The following is a 19,914-nucleotide window of genomic DNA, read 5'->3' on the forward strand; positions in this document are numbered from 1 at the left end:
ATCCTGAACCAAACGATGATAGTCTGCGTTTTTATCCTCTATGAAGACTAAATTTTCAACACTTGCACTGGCTTATCTGGCCGTGCTGATCGCATTTGGTGTGCTAGATGGTATTTGGCTGGGCGTTATTGCCATGCCAATGTATGTCGAGCATTTTGACGGCATATTACGGGAGCAGTTTATAAGCTGGCCCTGGATTGTTTTTTATCTACTTTATTGCCTGTCGGTTGTCATTGTGGCGGTGAAGCCAACGCTTAACCGTACTGTGGGCGCTGCCGCTATAAGCGGATTTGTGTTGGGGGCAACGGCCTATGGCACTTACAACCTTACTGCATATTCCATTGTTGCTGACTGGCCGCTAAACATGACGTTGATTGACTGGCTGTGGGGCTCCGTAGCAACCTGTATTCTGGCGGCGACTGGCAGTATTGTGGCCCGACTACGCACGTAGCTTTTTGCTCATCATGCCGGTGCCGGTGTGCTTTTAAGTATTATTAAAAACTTATGGTACACTGCGCCGGATTTTTCTATACAGGACACTTTTCATGTCGTGGATACGCAAAACGCTTCTTTCAGTGTTTCATTATCCCGTTAAATGGTTGGTCAAGCCGCACACTATCCCCACCAATCTGGAATCAGAACTGGGCATAGATAGTAATAAGCCGATCATCTATCTGCTGCCCAGTAATTCAATGACAGATCAGTTAGCGCTGCGTCAGGCTACCCGCAAAATGGGGTTACCCAGTCCTACTGAAGAGGTCACTCTGGCGGGTCATACTTACCCCAATTCATTATTTTTGCGGCGTACGCAGTCTGTGCTCACAGGCACCAATAGTCCCACCGATATTGAGGCAGTTTTTACCGACCTTTTTCACTTGCATCGTGATAATCCCGAGCTGGATGTTCAGGTTGTTCCTGTGTTTATTTCCTGGGGTCGGGCGCCGGGTAAAGGCAAGCCGGGTTTCAGTGACCTGATTGCCGATGTTGCAACACCCAGCTGGTTACGAAAATTTTTTATTGTATGCTTTCTGGGTCGCGATAATTTTATTAGCTTCAGCAAAGCCGTTTCGGCCAATGCGATGGCATCATTGCATGGCAGTGATGCGCAAATAGCTCACAAGCTGGTAAGGGTAGCAAGTACTCACTTTTATCGTAAGCGTCAGAATATGACCGGTCCAACGTTACTGGTGCGTGAAGAACTGTACAATGCTGTATTAGGGTCTGAGTCAGTAAAACGCGCCATTGCCGAAGAGGGGCAAAGTAAGAAAGGTACGCCTGAAAAAGCGCGTCAGAATGCTCGAATTTATATTGACGAAATTGCTGCAGACTATCGTGAGGGTCTGATTCGATTTGGCGATCGACTCCTTACCCGTATCTGGAATAAAATTTATAATGGTATTGGCGTAGCGCACAGTGAGCGAGTTCGAGAACTTGCCAGAAACGGGCATGAAATTATCTATGTTCCCTGTCATCGCAGCCACATGGACTATCTGTTACTGACCTACGTCATTTATCACGAGGGGATGGTTACTCCTCATATTGCCGCGGGTATTAATCTGAATTTCTGGCCGGTAGGAAAGATTTTCCGCCGGGGGGGCGCTTTTTTTTTACGACGCAGCTTTGCCGGCAACAAACTTTACACAGCGGTCTTTCGCGAATATTTAGAGTTATTGTTTAATAAAGGCTACTCAGTTAAATACTATCCGGAGGGCGGGCGCAGCCGGACCGGACGCTTAATACCACCTAAGACCGGCATGTTAGCCATGACTATTCAGGCTATTTTAAAAGGCGTAAACCGGCCTGTAAGTATTGTTCCGGTTTACATTGGCTATGAAAACGTTATGGAAGTGAAGAGCTACCTGAAAGAGCTCAAAGGCAGTGGTAAGAAAAAGGAATCTAACTGGCAGGTATTCTCTGCCCTCAGAAAGCTGAAAAATTATGGCTACGGCTATGTGAACTTCGGTGAGCCGCTGCAGCTGAATCACTTTCTGGAAAAGCAAATGCCTGACTGGCGTGAGAACCTGCCTGCCGACCCGGACAAAAAACCAAGCTGGCTGACCCCGATGGTCAATGATCTCGCCAACGAGGTTATGTTACGTATTAACCGCGCTGCAGCAATCAATGGTATGGCGTTGTCGGCTCTTTGTTTGCTGTCATCTAAGAATAAAACCATGAGTCAGGAAGAGCTCAGACACTCACTGAGCGCATTTATGACCATGCTGCGTGAAGCACCTTTTTCAGAAGATGCCACGGTGCCAGAAGAGTCTGACGAACAAATACTTTCCCATGTGCTCAGACTGAATCGTTTTTCAATCAGCAACGATGGTTATGGCAAGCTCATACAGCCAAAACCTGATTCGGCCGTACTGTTAACGTACTATCGCAACAATATTCTGCATTTGTTTGCATTACCCGGCATCATTATGTCAGCTGTTTTCACGCATCCCGCGTGCCGCCGTGACTATATACTGCAGTTGGTAGCAGCGCTGTATCCTTTACTGCAGCGCGAGTTATTTATTCACATGAGTCAGGATCAGGCACTGGCATATACAGACAAGCTCATCAATCAGATGCTTGACCAGGGGCTTTTGCGGCAAACCGATAATTGCCTGAATCCTCCGGAGCCGAACAAGAAAGACTATCACTCCGCCTGGTTACTAAGTCGCTGTATGCAGGAAACCTTTCAGCGTTACGCTGTCGTACTGACGATTATTGAAAAAGAACGTATCATTTCGCGCACGGAACTGGAGCGAACAAGTCGTAAAGTCGCAGAGCGGCTGTCGACGCTTTATGGCATGAGCTCACCCGAGTTTTATGATAAAAACGTTCTCTCCAGTTTTATCAATGCACTGCGGGAAAACCACTGGCTGGACTCTACGGCAGACGGCAGTCTGAAGTACTCAGAAGAAAGTGCAGCTCTTCGCAAAGACGTAATGGCGTTAGTATGGCCGGAAATTATTCAACACCTTGAAAACGTAGAGTTGCATTAGTGCGTATAAGGCAGGTGGTGCGAGCCGCACCGCCTTGAATAATAAAAAACGGAAATCAAAAATAATATAGGACATCCATGGTCACACGCGCATTAACCAGCATCGTTCTGTCTGTAACACTTTTATTGAGTGCCTGTGCTGATACCCCGGCCCCGCAGACAGCGCCCGAACCCACTGACTTCACAACAGATATGCCTTTTAAGCTTGATACACCTCGCTTTGGTGCAGGCATTGCTAATGATGGTGAGGCTATTTATGTGTTCGGAGGATCCAGCGAAGAAAAATGGCTGGGTGATGTCGAAATCATCGATCCTGAAACAGAAAACATTCAGGTATTGCATGACCATATTTTGCCGCGCCGGTATTTTTCGGCTGTTTATGATGGCAATCACCATATTTATCTGATTGGCGGGATTTCGCACGAAGGCGATGATTACGCCTATGAGAGTCGTGTAGAGGTGTTTGATACCCGTAGTCGCACAATCTCTCAGGCAGCGCCGTTGCCGTATCCCACCCGCATTAATGCTGCTGCGTATCTTGATGGGAAAATTTATGTAGTTGGTGGCGGTCACCGTGATTGGAAGACCAAGCAGATGAAGCGCTCTTCACTGATGGCTGTTTACGATATTGCAGCCAATACGTGGTCACTGGCGCCTCCCATGCCGTCAGCAAAAGAAACCACAGCGGTTACATACGATGGCAAGATTTACGTGATGGGCGGCTATGATGGTGACAAAGCGGTGACATCGTTCGAACAATATGACCCGGACACCAACGCATGGACACGTTTGCCTGACCTACCGCATCCGCTAAGCGCGCACTCTGCTACAGTGTGGCACGACAAGCTTTTCACATTCGGCCATTATACCAACCTGACTGCAACGCTGGTTTATGATTTCAAGGCTCAGCAATGGCAGGAAGCCGATTTACCGGTCGCAGCAAGCCGACACAATCAGGCCACAACGATTGATGACAAAGTCTACGTTATTGGTGGCCTGGAGCCGGCGGTTAAAGTGCTGGATGCAATTCAGGTGTTCGATGAATCACAGCTGGAAGAAGCAGCCCGCTAGGCTGCTTTTTTCAGGCAATTACTGCGCAGCACCCGACAGAAAAAACTGATATGCAGGATCATCGGTAACGTCTGAAAACGTATAATTCAGATCCTGCAGATGCTCATCGAATGCGGCCCTGCTTTGTGGTGGGATATCAAAACCTGCCAGTACCAGTCCTTTTGCAGCACCATGGTTGCGATAATGGAACAAGGTAATATTCCAGCGCTCACCCAGGGTGTTAAGAAATTTCAGTAAAGCACCAGGATACTCCGGAAATTCAAACGCAAATACGGTCTCATTTAAAATAGCGGGTGGCCTGCCCCCAACCATGTGCCGGACGTGCAATTTCGCCAGCTCATTGTTGCTAAGGTCAAAACACGCAAAACCTTTGTCAGTGAGGCTTTCCTGTAACAGCGAAAACTCCGGCTGCCCGCCTTTAAGTTTCACCCCCACAAATACATGGGCTTCGGCATCACTCCCGTAGCGGTAATTAAACTCAGTAATATTCTTACCGCCAAGCGCTTCACAAAATTGCTTAAACGCCCCTGGTCGCTCGGCTAATTTGGCAGCAAAAACTGCTTCTTTCTGCTCTGCTAACTCACACCGCTCGGACACATAGCGAAGGGTGTGAAAATTGATATTTGCCCCGCACAAGATGCCGCCAATATTTTTACCGGTAAGATTGTGGGCCCTGGCATATTTTCGAATTGCCGCGACTGACAAGGCACCAGCCGGCTCTGCAATAACCCGGGTATCATCGAAAATATCTTTTATAGCACCGCAAATCTCATCATTGGACACCGTCACAATCTCATCAACGTATTCGTTGCATAAGCGGAAGGTTTCCTGCCCCATCGTTTTAACCGCCACGCCATCAGCAAAAATACCTACCGATGGCAGCGCCACGGGCTTGCCGGCTTGTCTGGCGGCAGCAAAACAGGCAGATTCTTCAGACTCAACAGCAATGATTTTAATGTCTGGCTTCAACTGTTTAAGGTAAACCGAAATGCCGGCCGCCAGGCCCCCGCCTCCCACCGCCACAAAAATCATGTCGAGGTTGGGATTTTGTTCCAGTAACTCGCGGGCTACGGTACCCTGACCGGCAATGACATCAGGATCATCAAACGGCGGCACAAAGGTATAGCCATGCTGCTCGGCCAGAAGCTTTGCATGGGCACTGGCCTGATCGAAACTGGTACCATGCTGAATAACCGTTACCTGCTGCCCGCCAAAGCGGCGTACCGCGTCCACCTTTATATCGGGTGTGGTTTCAGGCATTACGATAGTGGCGTTAATGCCTTTAACGTGGGCGCCGTAAGCCAACCCCTGCGCATGATTTCCTGCTGAGGCTGCAATGACCCCGGCCTGCTGCTGGGCTTCAGTCAGCGTGCATATTCGGTTATAAGCCCCGCGCAACTTGAAGGATTTAACCGGCTGCTGATCTTCGCGTTTTAAAAAAACAGTATTGCCAATCTGATGAGACAGTCCAGACATGGTGACCAAATCACTGGCTACCGCGACATCATAAACCGGTGCCAGCAGTATTTTTTTCAGATATTCATGATTGCTAATCGTCATATATCTTCCAACTTAGCGGCATCGCGCACCGCGCCTTTATCTGCACTGGTGGCCAACATGGCAAAGTTTTTCAGCGATGCAGAAACCACACGCTCACGGTTAAGTGGTTTAAACGGACGGGGGCGCTGTTGCATTGCCTCACGCCGATGGGCCAGCTCAGCATCTGTCAGATCCACGTTGATCGTACGATTGGGTATATCAATAACAATGGTGTCACCGTCTTCCACCAGCGCGATACCACCGCCACTGGCTGCTTCGGGTGAACAATGCCCGATGGATAAACCGCTGGTTCCGCCTGAGAAGCGTCCATCTGTGATCAATGCACAGGATTTACCCAACCCTTTGGACTTCAGGTAAGACGTGGGATACAGCATCTCCTGCATACCCGGCCCGCCCCGCGGACCTTCATAACGGATGATTACGGCATCGCCGGCTTTAACCTCATCATTCAGAATTCCGGCAACCGCATCCTCCTGACTTTCATAGATTTTTGCCGTGCCGGTAAAGGTAAGTATCGACTCATCCACGCCAGCGGTTTTAACGATGCAGCCATTTTTAGCCAAATTGCCGTACAACACAGCCAGACCACCTTCCTGACTATAGGCGTGCTCAAGGGCCCGGATACAGCCTGCTTCACGGTCCCGGTCGGCTTCATCCCAGCGGCACGACTGACTGAAGGCTTTGGTAGTACGTATGCCTGCAGGCCCAGCACGATAAAACGTATCCGCAATTTCGTTTTGCGTATCTGTGATATCCCACTGGCTAATGACGTCGCTGATTGTCCCGCCAAGTACATGATGCGAGTCTGGGTGCAGTAATCCGGCTTTGTTCAGCTCTGATAAGATCCCCAGCACGCCACCAGCGCGGTGAACATCTTCCATATGATACTGTGGGGTAGATGGCGCTACTTTACACAAATGCGGGACTTTGCGTGAAAGCCGGTCGATATCCGCCATGCTGAAAGGGACTTCTCCCTCCATCGCCGCAGCCAACAGATGCAAAATGGTATTGGTCGAACCGCCCATTGCAATATCCAGGCTCATTGCATTTTCAAATGCCTCGAAATTAGCAATATTGCGGGGTAGTGCCGACGCATCATCATTACCATACCAACGCTGGCACAGCTCTACTACCAGTTCACCGGCACGTTGAAATAAGCCCTCGCGGTCGGCATGAGTGGCCAGCATGGAGCCGTTACCGGGCAGGGCAAGCCCGAGCGCTTCGGTCAGGCAGTTCATAGAGTTGGCAGTAAACATACCGGAGCACGAGCCGCAGGTCGGACAGGCAGAGCGTTCAATCTCGCCACTGTCTTTATCACTGACACTATCGTCAGCCGCCGCGACCATTGCATCAACTAAATCCAGCTTGATAAGCTGATCAGAAAGTTGTGTTTTCCCGGCCTCCATCGGACCACCGGAAACAAACACAACAGGAATATTCAGGCGCATGGCTGCCATCAGCATGCCTGGGGTTATTTTGTCGCAATTGGAAATACACACCAGCGCGTCAGCGCAGTGAGCATTTGCCATGTACTCTACAGAGTCAGCGATAATTTCACGCGAGGGCAGGCTGTAAAGCATGCCGCTATGGCCCATCGCGATACCATCATCTACCGCGATGGTATTAAATTCCTTGGCAACGCCACCCGCTGCTTCAACGCTGCGGGCGACCAGTTGCCCCATATCTTTAAGATGCACATGCCCGGGTACGAACTGCGTAAAGGAGTTGGCAATGGCAATAATCGGCTTTCCAAAGTCGGTATCTTTCATACCGGTGGCACGCCATAGTGCGCGTGCCCCTGCCATGTTTCGTCCCTGCGTAGTAGTTGCAGATCGTAGTTTGGGCATAATTGCTCCTGAAAGTTAGGGTTTATTCATAAACGGGCGTCAGCCAGTTCCACTTGTCTTCTGTTGTGCCATTGAACAGGCCAAAGAATTTTTCCTGTACTGCCTCAGTAATAGGGCCACGGCCACCATTACCCACGGCAATACCATCAACACTGCGCACAGGAGTAACTTCGGCTGCAGTGCCGCACATTAAGATTTCGTCAGCAAGATACATTGCCTCACGAGGAATATTTTCTTCACGGACTTCGTAGCCCATATCACGAAGCAATGTCATCACGGTATCGCGGGTGATACCCGGCAGGATTGCTGCTGTTTTAGGGGTGGTAGTAACGACACCATCGCGAATAACAAAAATGTTTTCACCTGCGCCTTCACTGATATAACCATTGCGATCCAGTGCGATACCTTCACCATAACCATGACGGCGCGCTTCCATTGAGATCAATTGCGAAGACAGGTAGTTGCCCCCTGCTTTTGCCCCCGTCGGCATGGTGTTCGCCGCCAGGCGGTTCCATGAAGATATACCGGCATCAACACCATTTTTAATAGCTTCATCGCCCAGGTAGGCACCCCATTCAAACGCGGCAATGGTCAGTTCAGTTTCCTGACCAAAGGGCACCTGAAGCCCCATACCAATATCGCCATAAAACGCGATAGGACGAATATAAGCAGACTGCAAATCATTTTTGCGGATGATTTCCAACGTCGCCTCATTAACCTGATCCAGGGTGAATGGGATGGTCATCCGATAAACTTTCGCTGAATCAAACAGGCGACGGTTATGCTCCTGTAAACGGAAAACACAGGTGCCTTTATCCGGCGTTTTGTAAGCACGGATCCCTTCAAAAACAGAAGAGCCGTAATGAATAGCATGGGTCATTACATGTACCGTGGCGTCTTTCCAGGGTTTTATCTCGCCGTTAAACCAAATATATTCAGCAGGTTGCTTAGCCATGTTTATTCCTTATTTACGGGGCACCGTTGGCCCGGGTACTGCCAGAAAGCAGAAAATTAAAAGTTCAGCGCAAATGATACAGCAGGTGATTCAAAACGCCCAATGACAGACCGTTTTAAGCCACCTGAATGGACAGCAAATTTTACATCTGGCTTACTTTTACGACGCAAACAAGGCGATGGCCCCTAAAAACGCAGGGGATATTGATGAGACCTGCTGCAAAACAACAGGACAAAGATGTTCGGAAAAGAGTGCAATCACGCACCTGGCGTTTTTATGCTCACAACCGGCTGGCTGACCTGTTGTGAAACGCTATGACAAAGAATTAGCACGAAACGGTGGTCTTTTTCAACCAATTTAGCCAGACTATTTAGCGCTTATCACCCTTCAAAAAAGGTAACATTGATGATTGAAAGCTGGATCCACGTGCTTAACCTCGCCGGTGTTGCCGTGTGTGCAATATCCGGAACGCTGATGGCCTTCCAGAAAAGAATGGATGGGTTCGGCGTAGTGGTTCTGGCTTCAGCCACCGCTGTGGGGGGCGGTACCCTTCGCGATATGATGCTCGATTTACCGGTATTCTGGATTGAAGATACTGACTATCTGTATGTCACCTGTATTGCTGCCCTTATCACCATTATCTGGTTGCGCCTCACATCACTGTTTCCCTATCACTACCTGCTGGTTGCCGATGCATTTGGTCTGGCATTGTTTAATGTCGTCGGCATTGAAAAAGCGTTAGGCACCGGCGCTGGAATGGCTGTCGCCATAGCTATGGGCACTATCACAGGCGTGTTTGGCGGGTTACTGCGCGATGTTATCTGCCGCGAGGTGCCGCTGGTTTTGTCCGGCGAGTTATATGCCATTACCTGTATCGTAGGCGGTGGCGCCTACGCACTGTTCTATACCCTGCAGTTACCTGACATCTGGTGTGTGGTGGCGGCCCTGGTAACTACCGTATGTTTGCGCCTGGGCGCCATGCGCTGGCACTGGGAACTGCCGGTGTTCAGAAGCGAATAATCTGCCTAACTGTTCAGTACGTTACTGTTTCAGTATGCCGTAAGCTGACCCTTTTTCAGCAGGACGATATTATGGGCTATGCGGTTGTAAATACGCGCGCCGGGGAGGGAGTGGGCGCACCCTCCGTGCAGGTTGAAGTGCATCTGGCAAACGGCCTGCACGCTTTTCACCTGGTCGGCATGGCTGAAACCTGCGTTAAGGAAGCGCGCGACAGAGTAAGAAGCGCGCTAATTAACAGTGGTTTTGAGTTCCCAGCTAAACGTATTACGGTAAACCTTGCGCCTGCGACGATTCCAAAACATGGCGGTCGTTATGATTTACCCATCGCAATTGGAATCCTTATTGCGGCAGGTGTGCTCGTCGCTGGCTGCACCAGTGACTATGAGTTTATCGGTGAGTTGGGCCTGGATGGCAAGATAAAAGCCGTTCGCGGGCTGATACCAGCGCTTTTGGCAGCGCGCGAGCATGCGACGCATATTGTTATCCCTGCGGAAAACAGCCACGAAGCATCACTTGTTAGCGGAATTGACCGTCGAGCAGCACCTGATCTGGCGAGCGTTTTTAATCATCTCAACGGCATCTCATCCTTACCAGCGCTGTGCGATACCCTGAACACGGCTCAGGATACAGCTGCCCCAAAGTGGGATGATATTATCGGTCAGCACCAGGCTAAGCGGGCTTTGGTTATTGCAGCAGCGGCCGAGCATCATATTTTATTTGTTGGTCCGCCGGGCACCGGTAAAAGCCTGCTGGCCAATCGCCTGCTCTCGCTATTGCCCCCGCTCAGTGTGGAACAAGCGCTTCAGGTAGCCTCCATAGCGTCTGTCAAAGGCGTCACTATTGATGCAGAATCACTGTTCTCGCGGCCATTTCGCGCACCGCACCATACCAGTTCAGCGATTGCGCTGACCGGCGGCGGAACCCAGCCCATGCCCGGTGAAATATCGCTGGCGCATCTGGGGGTATTGTTTCTGGACGAGTTGCCGGAGTTCGGCAGACGGGCGCTGGATGTTCTGCGGGAACCGTTGGAAACCGGCGATATCTGTATCAGCCGCGCGCAGGCGCAGGCGGTTTACCCGGCACGGTTTCAACTGGTCGCTGCCATGAATCCCAGTCCGACTGGTGATATTCACGATGGGCGCACCTCACCGGATAATATCCTGCGCTATATAAATCGCATATCCGGCCCGTTCTTAGATCGTATCGACTTACAGGTTAGTGTTCCGCGCCTTGATGAGTATACACTGAGCCATACTGGTACGACCCAAACAGACTCAGCACAACGCGCTAAAGCGCAGATTAATCACGCCAGAGAGCGACAAACTATCAGACAGGGTAAACTCAATAGTGCCCTGCACAGCGCGGAGCTGACCGAGGCTTGCAGATTGAGCGCAAAAGATTTGGAATTTGTGCAACAGGCAGCGCGACAGCTCAAATTATCCATGCGCGTCTTCCACCGAACGCTGAAAGTTGCCCGGACTATTGCTGATCTAGAATCCAGTGACAGTGTTACGCAGCAACATATCAGCGAAGCATTAGGTTACAGAGCGCTGGATACTATTATTGCTCAGCTTAGCTCCAGCTGAAACAGCGCATCGATGAGCGGCTCACTCCGCCGGCTGCCCAGGCAGCAAAGCCCCAGCTGGTAAGGCTCAATATTATCCACCTTAATGCGGGTGACTTTTGATGCCATACTGGAATGGTCCAGCACCACCTGCGGTACAAACCCCATCCCGCACTCAAACGCGACCATACTGACGATAGCTTCATTCCCCCCAACTGACGCATATACGTTAGGGCGGATCCCTGCCTCAGCAAACCAGTGATAGACGATGCGGCGGGTTGGTCCATATTCAGGCATCACCACCTGATGGCGACGCCAGTCTATTTGTGCCAGCTGCGATATGCCCCAGCTCTTAGGCACAATCAAATCCAGGGGAATATTATCCAGCGGTACGAAGTTAAGCTCTTTGGGAAAATCCGGAGTATGGATGGCGATACTGACATCACAGCTTTTTTGTTTCACCCGGTCAATAGCCTGAGCCGGATCGCCAGTAATCAGGCGAATATCTACCGCAGGATGCAGGTTGCGGAAGGCTCTTAACAAACCAGGTAGATGGCTTTGACTGGCGGTGACTGAACAGAAAATACTTAGCTGTCCCTGTAGTGTTTGTGCGTCCTGATGCAACTGTGCCTGCAGTTCGCGCCAGTCCCTGACCACCTGACGGCTAAAAACCAGCAGCTTTTGCCCGGCGGGGGTCAGCGCTACCTGGCGGTTGTCCCGATCAAATAACGGTGCACCGCATTCTTCCTCTAAGCGCTGTACGATGCGGCTCAGGGTCGATGCTGATACAAACATTGCTCTTGCAGTTTCCCCGAAGTGAAGGCTGTCTGCTAAGTGGTTAAATAGCTGTAGGCTCTTAATATCCATAGCGTTGCAAAAAATGAAATACTGTGTTGCAAATATATCATTTTGCAAAATAAAAGCGATGGGCTAGTCTTCATTACAAGTCGTCACAGACGAGGTCTCCGGTAGCGGCAACAACCGGGATTGATGAAATAAAGAAGATGTTCGGAAATCTTATGGCTAATTATTTCAATACATTATCGTTACGACAGCAGCTTGACCAATTGGGTCGCTGCCGCTTTATGAACCGTAGCGAATTTGCTGACGGTTGCCAGTATTTAAAAGGTAAACGCATTGTTATTGTTGGCTGCGGTGCGCAGGGGCTCAATCAGGGTCTTAACATGCGGGATTCAGGGCTGGATGTTGCCTATGCATTGCGACAGGCGGCAATCGATGAAAAGCGCGATTCTTATCAGCGCGCCACAGACAATGGCTTTACAGTAGGCACCTATCAACAACTTATTCCGGAAGCTGATCTGGTTTATAACCTGACGCCGGATAAGCAGCATGCCAGCGTGGTCGAAGCGGTTATGCCGTTAATGAAAGAAGGCGCGGCGCTGGGATATTCACACGGGTTTAATATTGTTGAAGAGGGTCAGCAGATCCGCGAAGACATTACCGTGGTTATGTGTGCCCCCAAATGTCCGGGTACAGAAGTGCGTGAAGAGTACAAACGCGGTTTCGGTGTGCCGACGCTAATTGCAGTGCATCCTGAAAACGATCCTAAGCACGAAGGATGGGATATTGCCAAGGCACTGGCCAGCGCAACTGGTGGCGATCGGGCTGGCGTACTGGAGTCGTCGTTCGTTGCTGAAGTGAAATCTGACCTGATGGGCGAGCAAACCATTTTATGCGGCATGCAGCAGGTTGCGGCCATTCTGTGCTACGAAAAAATGGTTGAAGATGGCATTGATGAAGCCTACGCCGGTGAACTAATTCAACAAGGCCTGGAGACCATTACCGAAGCGCTTAAAATCGGTGGTGTCACAAACATGATGGACCGTCTGTCTAACCCGGCCAAACTCAAAGCTCATCAATTGTCTGAAACATTGAAGACAACCTTGCGTCCGTTATTTGAGAAACACCAGGATGATATTATCAGCGGTGAATTTTCTAAAACCATGATGCAGGATTGGGCTAATGGTGACGCCAATCTGCACAAATGGCGCGAGGAAACCGGTCAGTCTGCATTTGAAAATGCACCTGTGTACGAAGGCAAAATTGCAGAACAAACTTTCTTTGATAAGGGCATCTTGCTGGTTGCCATGATCAAAGCAGGTGTTGAACTGGCCTTCGATGTCATGGTGGAAGCCGGTATTTTACCCGAGTCAGCGTACTATGAGTCATTGCATGAAACGCCGCTCATCTCTAACACCATAGCGCGTAAGCGCCTGTATGAAATGAACGTGGTGATTTCAGATACCGCCGAGTATGGCAACTATCTGTTCGCCAATGCAGCTATCCCATTGCTTAAAGAAAGCTTTATGCCTTCAGTAACAACTGAAATCATTGGTAAAGGGCTGAGCCAGGAGAGTAATCAGGTAGATAATCGTCAACTCGTCGATGTAAACCGGTCGATTCGCCAACATGGTGTAGAGCAGGTTGGCGATGTGCTGCGAGGCTACATGAAAGATATGAAAGCTATCGTATTTGAGTAACAATTTCTGTCGTTAGGTGCTTAAAGAAGCCCTCTTGCCCGGCCAGTTTGGTCGGGCTTTTTTGTGTCTGGCCCTAAGTACAACAGTTATCACAACTCTCGTAGTGCGATTATTTGGGTTATTACTGGCGGTTTTTTACCGATTGCAGCATCCTGAGGTTGAAACTACTGCATAAAAAATGGGTGTTTAATCAGGTCATCCAGACTACAGATTGAATATACCTGCCATTTGTATTAACTCTAATATTTAAAAAGTCCTTTATTTCATAAACATTAACTAAAATTAATATTAATCCCTAAACCAACTTTTCATCGCCTAAGGCCCGTGTGGTCTGCCTTTAATGATGCTTACTAATAATTCGGACATCTCTTAACTTACCTATTTGTAAAATAATTGTGAAATTCTGCATCCGGTGTATAGCAAGCTTCGTTTGGTAAGTATTGATGGCGGATTCCTGAACGGGAAATATCAATATTTACCAATAACGGAGACAAAGCTATGTTGAAGAAAATTGCAATTTCGCTTGCGCTGATCGGCGCGTCCAATCAGGTATATGCGGGCCACACCAACAATGTTCTTGAGGCATCACTGGATGGTCGTCAGGAGGTGAGTAACGCGGATAATAACCGTATATCCGGCGACCCAAATGGGCGAGGAGAAGCCTATGTGTTTGGTATTGACGGCGATCCCAATACCTTATGTTATGTGTTAACTGTAGATAAAATTCAATTAGTACCGGTGGGTGAAGGAATGGCCGCGCATATTCATAAAGGCGCAGCGGGTACTAATGGCCCCGTTGTCGCCGTCTTGGCAGGGCCAGAAGATGGTAATGCGGCAGACTGTCTGACAGAAGGTGTGGAATCTGCGAAATTTCCAATGGGACCGGTGGTTCAGGAAATTCTTGAGCATCCTGAAGACTATTATATCAATGTCCACAACCCGGATTATCCAGCCGGCGCCATTCGCGGCCAGTTGATGCCCCAGGGTAACTAAAGTAAGCATTTATATGCCGCAGTAGCCGTCTTCGCTGCGGCAGCTTAATCTTTATTCTTCAGCCAGAATTTCATGTCGCTCCCGTTCGGCAAAATATACCGAAATCGCTGCTAACACGAAAAAAGCTAAAAAGCCCAGTCCGATAGGATAAAGGTTTGTGGTTAAAAAGCTGTCTATAGTTAGCGCCACCGGCACTGCAATCAGGCTGGAAAGCGAGCCAATTATAGCTGCACCCAATCCAGCCATATCACCCAGTGGCTGCATTGCCATGGCATTCAGATTACCGAATAAGATACCTACAAAGAAAAAGCCACAGAACAATGTTGCAATGGTTACTACCAGAGGTGGCAAGCCATCGAAGCTCAATAAGATAACGTTTAGCAAGCCGGCAAAAACAATAACGCCCACAAGCGCAATGCGAACCAGCTTACTCATGCCGAATCGCATTACCATAGTCCCATTAAAAAACGACGCCAGACCAATTGAGAACGCCAGTGTGGCAAAGATATAAGGAAACATCTCACCAGTATCGTAAAACTCCTGAAAAATAGTCTGTGAAGCGCTCAGGTAAGCAAGAAAAGACCCGAAGATACAGCCCATGGCCAGCGTATAGCCCATTACCGACATGTGCGTCAGGATAAACGAAGAAGAGCGACCAAACTGATTCCATGAAAAAGGTTGCCGCCGGGCCTTTATGAGGGTTTCGGGCTGACGCCAGAAATACCAGCTACCGGCAATCACCGCAAAAATCAGAAACAGACTGAAAATATGGCGCCAGGTGAAAAAGAGCAAGACGGCCTGCCCGACCATAGGCGCCAGCATCGGAACGATGATAAATACCATCATAATAAACGACATAACCCGCGCCATTCCGTCGCCGACGTACAGGTCACGTATAATAGCCATTGCCGCGATACGAGGTCCGGAAACACCAAATGCCTGAATCAGGCGCCCGGCGAGCATCGTATTCATATCATTAGCCTGCATACAGACCAGCGACCCTACAGCAAAAATACATAAACCAAGCAAAATGGTTTCGCGCCGACCACGGCTATCCGAGTATGGACCAAAGAAAAGTTGCCCGAATGCCATACCACCAAAAAACACCGATACAATCAGATGCGCATCGTGTTCATCTTTAGCATTAAGCGCTTCGCCAATTTGAGACAACGCCGGCAACATTGCGTCAATACTCAGCGCCACCAGCGATGTCATCAACGCCATCAGGGCAACGAATTCCTGTAACGCCAGGGTAGGCGAAGCTTTAGTATTGGTGGCGGGTTTCACGCAGGTCAGATCCTTTTAATGCAGACTCAGGCAGGCTGGTAAACTGTAAAGGCGTCAGTGTACAGTAAAACGGCTGCAAACATAGCGGTTTGCTATATGCAGCCGCATTGATGCGATTAGACTGTGAAAAAAGCCGGCATCAGGGCCGGCTGTGGTTGTTAATGCAGGTACTGATTCAAAAACGCATCCATTTCTGCGAAGAACCGATGGCGATTTCGTTGAATAGACAAGTGATGGTCCCCCGCCTCCAGCTCCACATATTTAAACGCCGGGTGATCATGATCTTCTAACTCTTCTGCCATCATCCTGCTGTGTCTGACTGACACGCGTCGATCTTCTTCCCCGTGAACCAATAAAACAGGCGTGGTAATTTTCTCAGCATGATACAGCGGCGATCGTGCTTCCAAATCATCACTATTATCGCCTATCTGATTTTTTACAAATTCATGGTTAACAAAGTTGCGGGCATTTCGCTCCAGATACTTAAGATCACTGACCCCGTTCACGCTGATAGCGCAAGCAAACAGATCAGGCGTTTTTACTGTCGCCATCAATGCGGCATACCCGCCGTAACTTCCACCTACAATACAGATCTTCTCTTTATCTGCATGGCCTTTCTCGATCATCCAGTTTGTAGCATCAGTGATATCGTCCTGCATCTGAAGTCCCCAGCCTTTCATCTGCGCATTAGCAAATTCATAACCGTAGCCGGTGGAGCCCCTGAAGTTCGGGCGAAGCACCGCGTATCCGCGGCTGGTGAAATAAGCAATCCAGTAGTTGAAGCCGTCGAAGTCTCTTGCTCCGGGGCCACCATGTGGATGAATAACGGTAGGATAAGGCGGCTTACCGGTCACAGGGAGTGTTAAATAAGCTTCGATTTCCAGCCCGTCACGCGCTTTATAAGTGACTTTCTCATTGGCCGGTATTGTTTGTCCCGCCAGTTGCGGATAAAGATTAAACAGACCATCTATCTTGTTGGTCTTCGTATTACCCAGACTGATATAGGGCGGGGTCCCATCCATTTCTGAGTGCAGGATGTAGTAGGTTTCATCAGCATTAAAACTTAAGATAGTATTAGTGAATTCCGGTAAAGCTTTGTCCAGCATAGTTTGCAACTTAGCCCACCGGGGCTGCCAGTAATACTCACCGTTCTTGGCCTGAGGATGGTTGATACCAATCGCCTCTCCGGTTTTTGGCGAATAGATCAGGCTACCATCAACATCATAATTATCATCCGCGTAAACCAGCTCGCTCTTGCGATTATCCAGCGTCATTTTATACAGCGCCAGAAAATCACCCTTATAGGCGGTGTAGTAAAGAATGTTGGGGTCCAGCCCGAACCCTTTGGGGTACATTCCCTTTTCATTCATCGCGTTATAGCTAAATAAGGTTTCCCAGTCTGCCTCTTCATTCTCACGCACAATCACTTCTGTTTCGCCGTTGTCATAATTTCTGGCGATGCCTAGACGCAATGCGGATTGCTGGTCAGTTATCCAGTCACGTACTTTGCGCTTCGCCCGCTCGATCCGTGTGCGATGAAACGTGTTTACATTAATTTTGAATACTGAGGGTGTCGCTACGGTATTGGTATCTACCTGCATCATGATATGGTCAGGGTCATCATCCAGCCAGTCGACAACGCTGTCCAAATACTGAGGATTTACCTTCAATCGGCTGGTTTTCCTCAATCGATCGACATCAATGATTGTTCTGAGCTTCTCATCAGGTTTGGTGTAGTCCATGATAAACATACGGGTTTTATGAAATTTGACATGCCGCTGTTTGACTTCATATAACGCGCTAACTGCTAACTTTGTGTTATTAACCCAGCGATACCAGCTTATTTTTACTTTTTCATTGTCCGAACGTAACAGATAATCGGTCGAGCCTTTCTTAAAATCGTACACCTGAAGAATCGCTAAATCCTCGCCCTCCATGGTTAGATTATGGGTATAGGCGATACGTCCACCATCAGGTGAAAGACGAACTTTCTGAATTTTTGGAAGCTTGCTGAATGCACTTACCGGCAATTGCGCCGAGGATTCGGCGTTTACACCAACACTAATAAAAAAGGTAAGAGTGACGCCAACTACTTTGGCTAAATTGCGTCCTTTCACGTATCTATCCTTATTAAATTCTGACTAAGCAGGTATATCCTGAATTTGTTGCAACCTGTCGCAGCTGATCTTCGCACTGCGTCCGACGATAATATACTAGAGTCGATAAGATAAACATCGTATTGTACCGGCTTTATCCGGCACGCCAATATCGTCCTGCGCACATCGCAGTTGTTTCACAAGGCTGCCCGAATGGGTTGTTGTCGAAGTATCTCACCATCAAAAAGGATTAAAAAGTAAACGCATGCCAATCGTTACTCAATTAAAAAAGCGCTGCCTTTTTATGCTATTGGTTTTATTGCCAATGCAGGCGCTGGCTGAGTTAGAGTTTACTATTGAAGGGATTGACGACGATACGCTTGAAGATAATATCCGGTTGCACCTCAAAAGCCTGGATATAGGTCAGGACGCATTGAGCGATCCATTCTGGCAGGAAGAAGTCAGCAAAACTGTATCCACAGCGGTTGAACCATTTGGCTATTACAACAGCACCACGCTGATTCGTACCGCCGATGATGGTGACGTCATTCTTGATGTATCGCTGGACTCGCCGCTGAAAGTAACCAATGTTACCCGGGAAATTATTGGCGCTGGCCGTGCAGATAAGAAGTTCCGCAATACATTTAACAGTTTTCCTTTGGAAAAAGGAGATGTGCTGCTTCACCAAGAGTATGAAAGTTTTAAATCCAGGATGTTCAACTATGCCCTGAATCACGGGTATTTTGATTTTCACTGGCAGGCAACGCGACTGGATTTGGTGCGCGAGGAGCGTGCAGCGAATATTCTGTTAATTGCGCAGAGCGGTCCGCGCTATGAGTTTGGTGAGGTGACGCTTAATGGTGAAGACAAGGCTGAAGATATCGTTCGACGACTTCAGCCCTTTACGCTGGGCGAACCTTACACCGCTGATCAGCTGGCAGAATTCAACCGGCGTCTCAATGCGACCGGCTACTTTTCCCGCGTGATTGCCAGGCCGGTGGTCAGCCAGGCGCAGGGTACCCGGGTCCCCATTGAGATTACGCTGGCCCATAAACCCAGAGACAATTTTAACGTGGGAGTTGGCGCTGCAACCGACACGGGTCCGCGCCTGCGGTTAAAGTGGGAGCGCCCATGGGTCAATGACAAAGGGCATTCTGCCAACGCCGAACTGTTCATATCTGCACCCGAGCAATCAATAACAGCTGATTATCTGGTGCCGATGGGTGACCTTAAAAATGACTACCTGAAATATGAGGCGGGCTATCAGTTTTTAGATTATGACAACACCAATACAGAAAGTGAAACCCTGTCATTATCTGTTCATCGAATCACGCAGGAAATTGAGTCACCTTGGCAAAATGACTATTCAGCGACCTTCTTACGTGAAAAATATAAGGTCGATGACGATCCCAGCCAGACAACCCAGTTGCTGATGCCTGGTTACGCCTTGCAGTATCTGGTAAAGGACGACACGCTGAACATCACCCATGGAACCTACTTCAGAACGGGCATTCAGGTTGGTCGCGAGGGCATTGGCTCCGATATTGATATTGTGAAAGCCACCGCCGAGGCCAGAATTATCCGAACCGTTGGTAAACATCGCTTTATGGTGCGCTCGGAAATTGGCGCGATAGAAACAGACAGCTTTGTCGAAGTACCGGCGTCCGTGCGCTTTTATGCGGGTGGTGACCAAAGCGTTCGGGGGTTTGGTTATCGGGATATTTCGCCTGAAGGTGAAATCTTTAATCCGGTATTAGGTGCGGTGCAAAAATCAGCCGGGGCGAAATATCTTGCTACCATCGGTACTGAATACGCCTATCAGGTAGCGGAAAACTGGCGCGCTGCCGCTTTTTTAGATGTCGGTACCGCCACCAACGATTTTGAAGAAGACCCAGCTATTGGTATCGGCCCCGGTGCACACTGGTTATCGCCTATTGGGCCGGTTCGTTTTTATTTTGCCTGGGGTTTTTCCGATTTTGAAAATGACTGGCGAATTCACTTTATGATTGGGCCTGAGTTATGAAGAAGCGC

Annotated in this window: 14 protein-coding genes; 8 read left to right on the forward strand and 6 right to left on the reverse strand. The window is 49.1% G+C overall.

All coding sequences use genetic code 11. The annotated features are described in order from the left end of the window. Positions 1-40 precede the first annotated feature (40 nt). The 3 genes from FBQ74_RS16860 (at position 41) to FBQ74_RS16870 (ending at position 4,060) form a co-directional block, all read left to right on the forward strand. Entirely contained in the window at positions 41-451 is a 411-nt protein-coding gene (locus FBQ74_RS16860; protein WP_139757773.1) for a DUF2177 family protein, read from the forward strand. Between the two features lie 94 nt (positions 452-545). Continuing rightward, complete coding sequence (gene plsB, locus FBQ74_RS16865) at positions 546-2,990, forward strand: glycerol-3-phosphate 1-O-acyltransferase PlsB (protein ID WP_139757774.1); 2,445 nt, start codon at positions 546-548, stop codon at positions 2,988-2,990. Positions 2,991-3,067: 77 nt separating this feature from the next. Continuing rightward, a complete protein-coding gene (locus tag FBQ74_RS16870; RefSeq protein ID WP_139757775.1) occupies positions 3,068-4,060 on the forward strand; it encodes a Kelch repeat-containing protein in 993 nt (330 codons plus the stop codon). A gap of 18 nt (positions 4,061-4,078) precedes the next feature. On the opposite strand, the gene ilvA is transcribed toward FBQ74_RS16870, so the two are convergent. Genes ilvA through FBQ74_RS16885 form a run of 3 tightly spaced genes read right to left on the reverse strand, consistent with a single transcriptional unit; the run spans position 4,079 to position 8,422 of the window. Continuing rightward, on the reverse strand, positions 4,079-5,620 hold the full coding sequence (gene ilvA, locus FBQ74_RS16875) for a threonine ammonia-lyase, biosynthetic (RefSeq protein ID WP_139757776.1): 1,542 nt from the start codon (positions 5,618-5,620) through the stop codon (positions 4,079-4,081). Continuing rightward, positions 5,617-7,467, reverse strand: a complete 1,851-nt coding sequence (ilvD, locus tag FBQ74_RS16880) for a dihydroxy-acid dehydratase (protein WP_139757777.1) — start codon at positions 7,465-7,467, stop codon at positions 5,617-5,619. Before ilvD ends, ilvA begins: the two co-directional genes overlap by 4 nt. Before the next feature lie 22 nt (positions 7,468-7,489). Then, complete coding sequence (locus FBQ74_RS16885; protein WP_139757778.1) at positions 7,490-8,422, reverse strand: branched-chain amino acid transaminase; 933 nt, start codon at positions 8,420-8,422, stop codon at positions 7,490-7,492. Positions 8,423-8,827: 405 nt separating this feature from the next. Here FBQ74_RS16885 and FBQ74_RS16890 point away from each other — a divergent pair, with 405 nt between their 5' ends. Continuing rightward, on the forward strand, positions 8,828-9,442 hold the full coding sequence (locus FBQ74_RS16890; protein ID WP_139757779.1) for a trimeric intracellular cation channel family protein: 615 nt from the start codon (positions 8,828-8,830) through the stop codon (positions 9,440-9,442). Positions 9,443-9,513: 71 nt separating this feature from the next. Further along, entirely contained in the window at positions 9,514-11,028 is a 1,515-nt protein-coding gene (locus tag FBQ74_RS16895; protein WP_139758008.1) for a YifB family Mg chelatase-like AAA ATPase, read from the forward strand. On the opposite strand, the gene ilvY is transcribed toward FBQ74_RS16895, so the two are convergent. Beyond that, the gene (ilvY, locus tag FBQ74_RS16900; protein ID WP_139757780.1) at positions 11,010-11,873 is read right to left on the reverse strand and encodes an HTH-type transcriptional activator IlvY; all 864 of its coding nucleotides are present in this window, start codon (positions 11,871-11,873) and stop codon (positions 11,010-11,012) included. The two genes, FBQ74_RS16895 and ilvY, sit on opposite strands and share 19 nt — an antisense overlap. A 152-nt stretch (positions 11,874-12,025) precedes the next feature. Between ilvY and ilvC the strand changes: the two genes are divergently transcribed. Continuing rightward, positions 12,026-13,507 carry a ketol-acid reductoisomerase gene (gene ilvC / locus FBQ74_RS16905; RefSeq protein ID WP_139757781.1) on the forward strand — a complete coding sequence of 494 codons (1,482 nt, stop codon included), beginning with the start codon at positions 12,026-12,028 and terminating at the stop codon, positions 13,505-13,507. Positions 13,508-14,005: 498 nt separating this feature from the next. Next, positions 14,006-14,500, forward strand: coding sequence for a CHRD domain-containing protein (locus FBQ74_RS16910; RefSeq protein WP_139757782.1), 495 nt, complete (start codon positions 14,006-14,008; stop codon positions 14,498-14,500). A 51-nt stretch (positions 14,501-14,551) separates the two neighbouring features. On the opposite strand, the gene FBQ74_RS16915 is transcribed toward FBQ74_RS16910, so the two are convergent. Next, the gene (locus FBQ74_RS16915) at positions 14,552-15,787 is read right to left on the reverse strand and encodes a multidrug effflux MFS transporter (RefSeq protein WP_139757783.1); all 1,236 of its coding nucleotides are present in this window, start codon (positions 15,785-15,787) and stop codon (positions 14,552-14,554) included. Positions 15,788-15,945: 158 nt separating this feature from the next. Then, complete coding sequence (locus FBQ74_RS16920) at positions 15,946-17,904, reverse strand: alpha/beta hydrolase family protein (protein WP_139757784.1); 1,959 nt, start codon at positions 17,902-17,904, stop codon at positions 15,946-15,948. Positions 17,905-18,187: 283 nt separating this feature from the next. Between FBQ74_RS16920 and FBQ74_RS16925 the strand changes: the two genes are divergently transcribed. Next, positions 18,188-19,906 carry an autotransporter assembly complex protein TamA gene (locus FBQ74_RS16925; RefSeq protein ID WP_232371945.1) on the forward strand — a complete coding sequence of 573 codons (1,719 nt, stop codon included), beginning with the start codon at positions 18,188-18,190 and terminating at the stop codon, positions 19,904-19,906. Positions 19,907-19,914: the final 8 nt, after the last annotated feature.

Origin of the sequence: Salinimonas iocasae, assembly GCF_006228385.1 — a bacterium.
Taxonomy (GTDB): Bacteria; Pseudomonadota; Gammaproteobacteria; order Enterobacterales; family Alteromonadaceae; genus Alteromonas; species Alteromonas iocasae.

Bases quoted from the DNA above. Each gene is read 5' to 3' on its own strand.
- FBQ74_RS16895 (WP_139758008.1), top strand. From the start codon at position 9,514: ATGGGCTATGCGGTTGTAAATACGCGCGCCGGGGAGGGAGTGGGCGCA.
- FBQ74_RS16860 (WP_139757773.1), top strand. From the start codon at position 41: ATGAAGACTAAATTTTCAACACTTGCACTGGCTTATCTGGCCGTGCTG.
- FBQ74_RS16925 (WP_232371945.1), top strand. From the start codon at position 18,188: ATGCTATTGGTTTTATTGCCAATGCAGGCGCTGGCTGAGTTAGAGTTT.
- ilvA (WP_139757776.1), bottom strand. From the start codon at position 5,620: ATGACGATTAGCAATCATGAATATCTGAAAAAAATACTGCTGGCACCG.
- FBQ74_RS16910 (WP_139757782.1), top strand. From the start codon at position 14,006: ATGTTGAAGAAAATTGCAATTTCGCTTGCGCTGATCGGCGCGTCCAAT.
- ilvC (WP_139757781.1), top strand. From the start codon at position 12,026: ATGGCTAATTATTTCAATACATTATCGTTACGACAGCAGCTTGACCAA.
- plsB (WP_139757774.1), top strand. From the start codon at position 546: ATGTCGTGGATACGCAAAACGCTTCTTTCAGTGTTTCATTATCCCGTT.
- FBQ74_RS16870 (WP_139757775.1), top strand. From the start codon at position 3,068: ATGGTCACACGCGCATTAACCAGCATCGTTCTGTCTGTAACACTTTTA.
- FBQ74_RS16890 (WP_139757779.1), top strand. From the start codon at position 8,828: ATGATTGAAAGCTGGATCCACGTGCTTAACCTCGCCGGTGTTGCCGTG.
- ilvY (WP_139757780.1), bottom strand. From the start codon at position 11,873: ATGGATATTAAGAGCCTACAGCTATTTAACCACTTAGCAGACAGCCTT.
- FBQ74_RS16885 (WP_139757778.1), bottom strand. From the start codon at position 8,422: ATGGCTAAGCAACCTGCTGAATATATTTGGTTTAACGGCGAGATAAAA.
- ilvD (WP_139757777.1), bottom strand. From the start codon at position 7,467: ATGCCCAAACTACGATCTGCAACTACTACGCAGGGACGAAACATGGCA.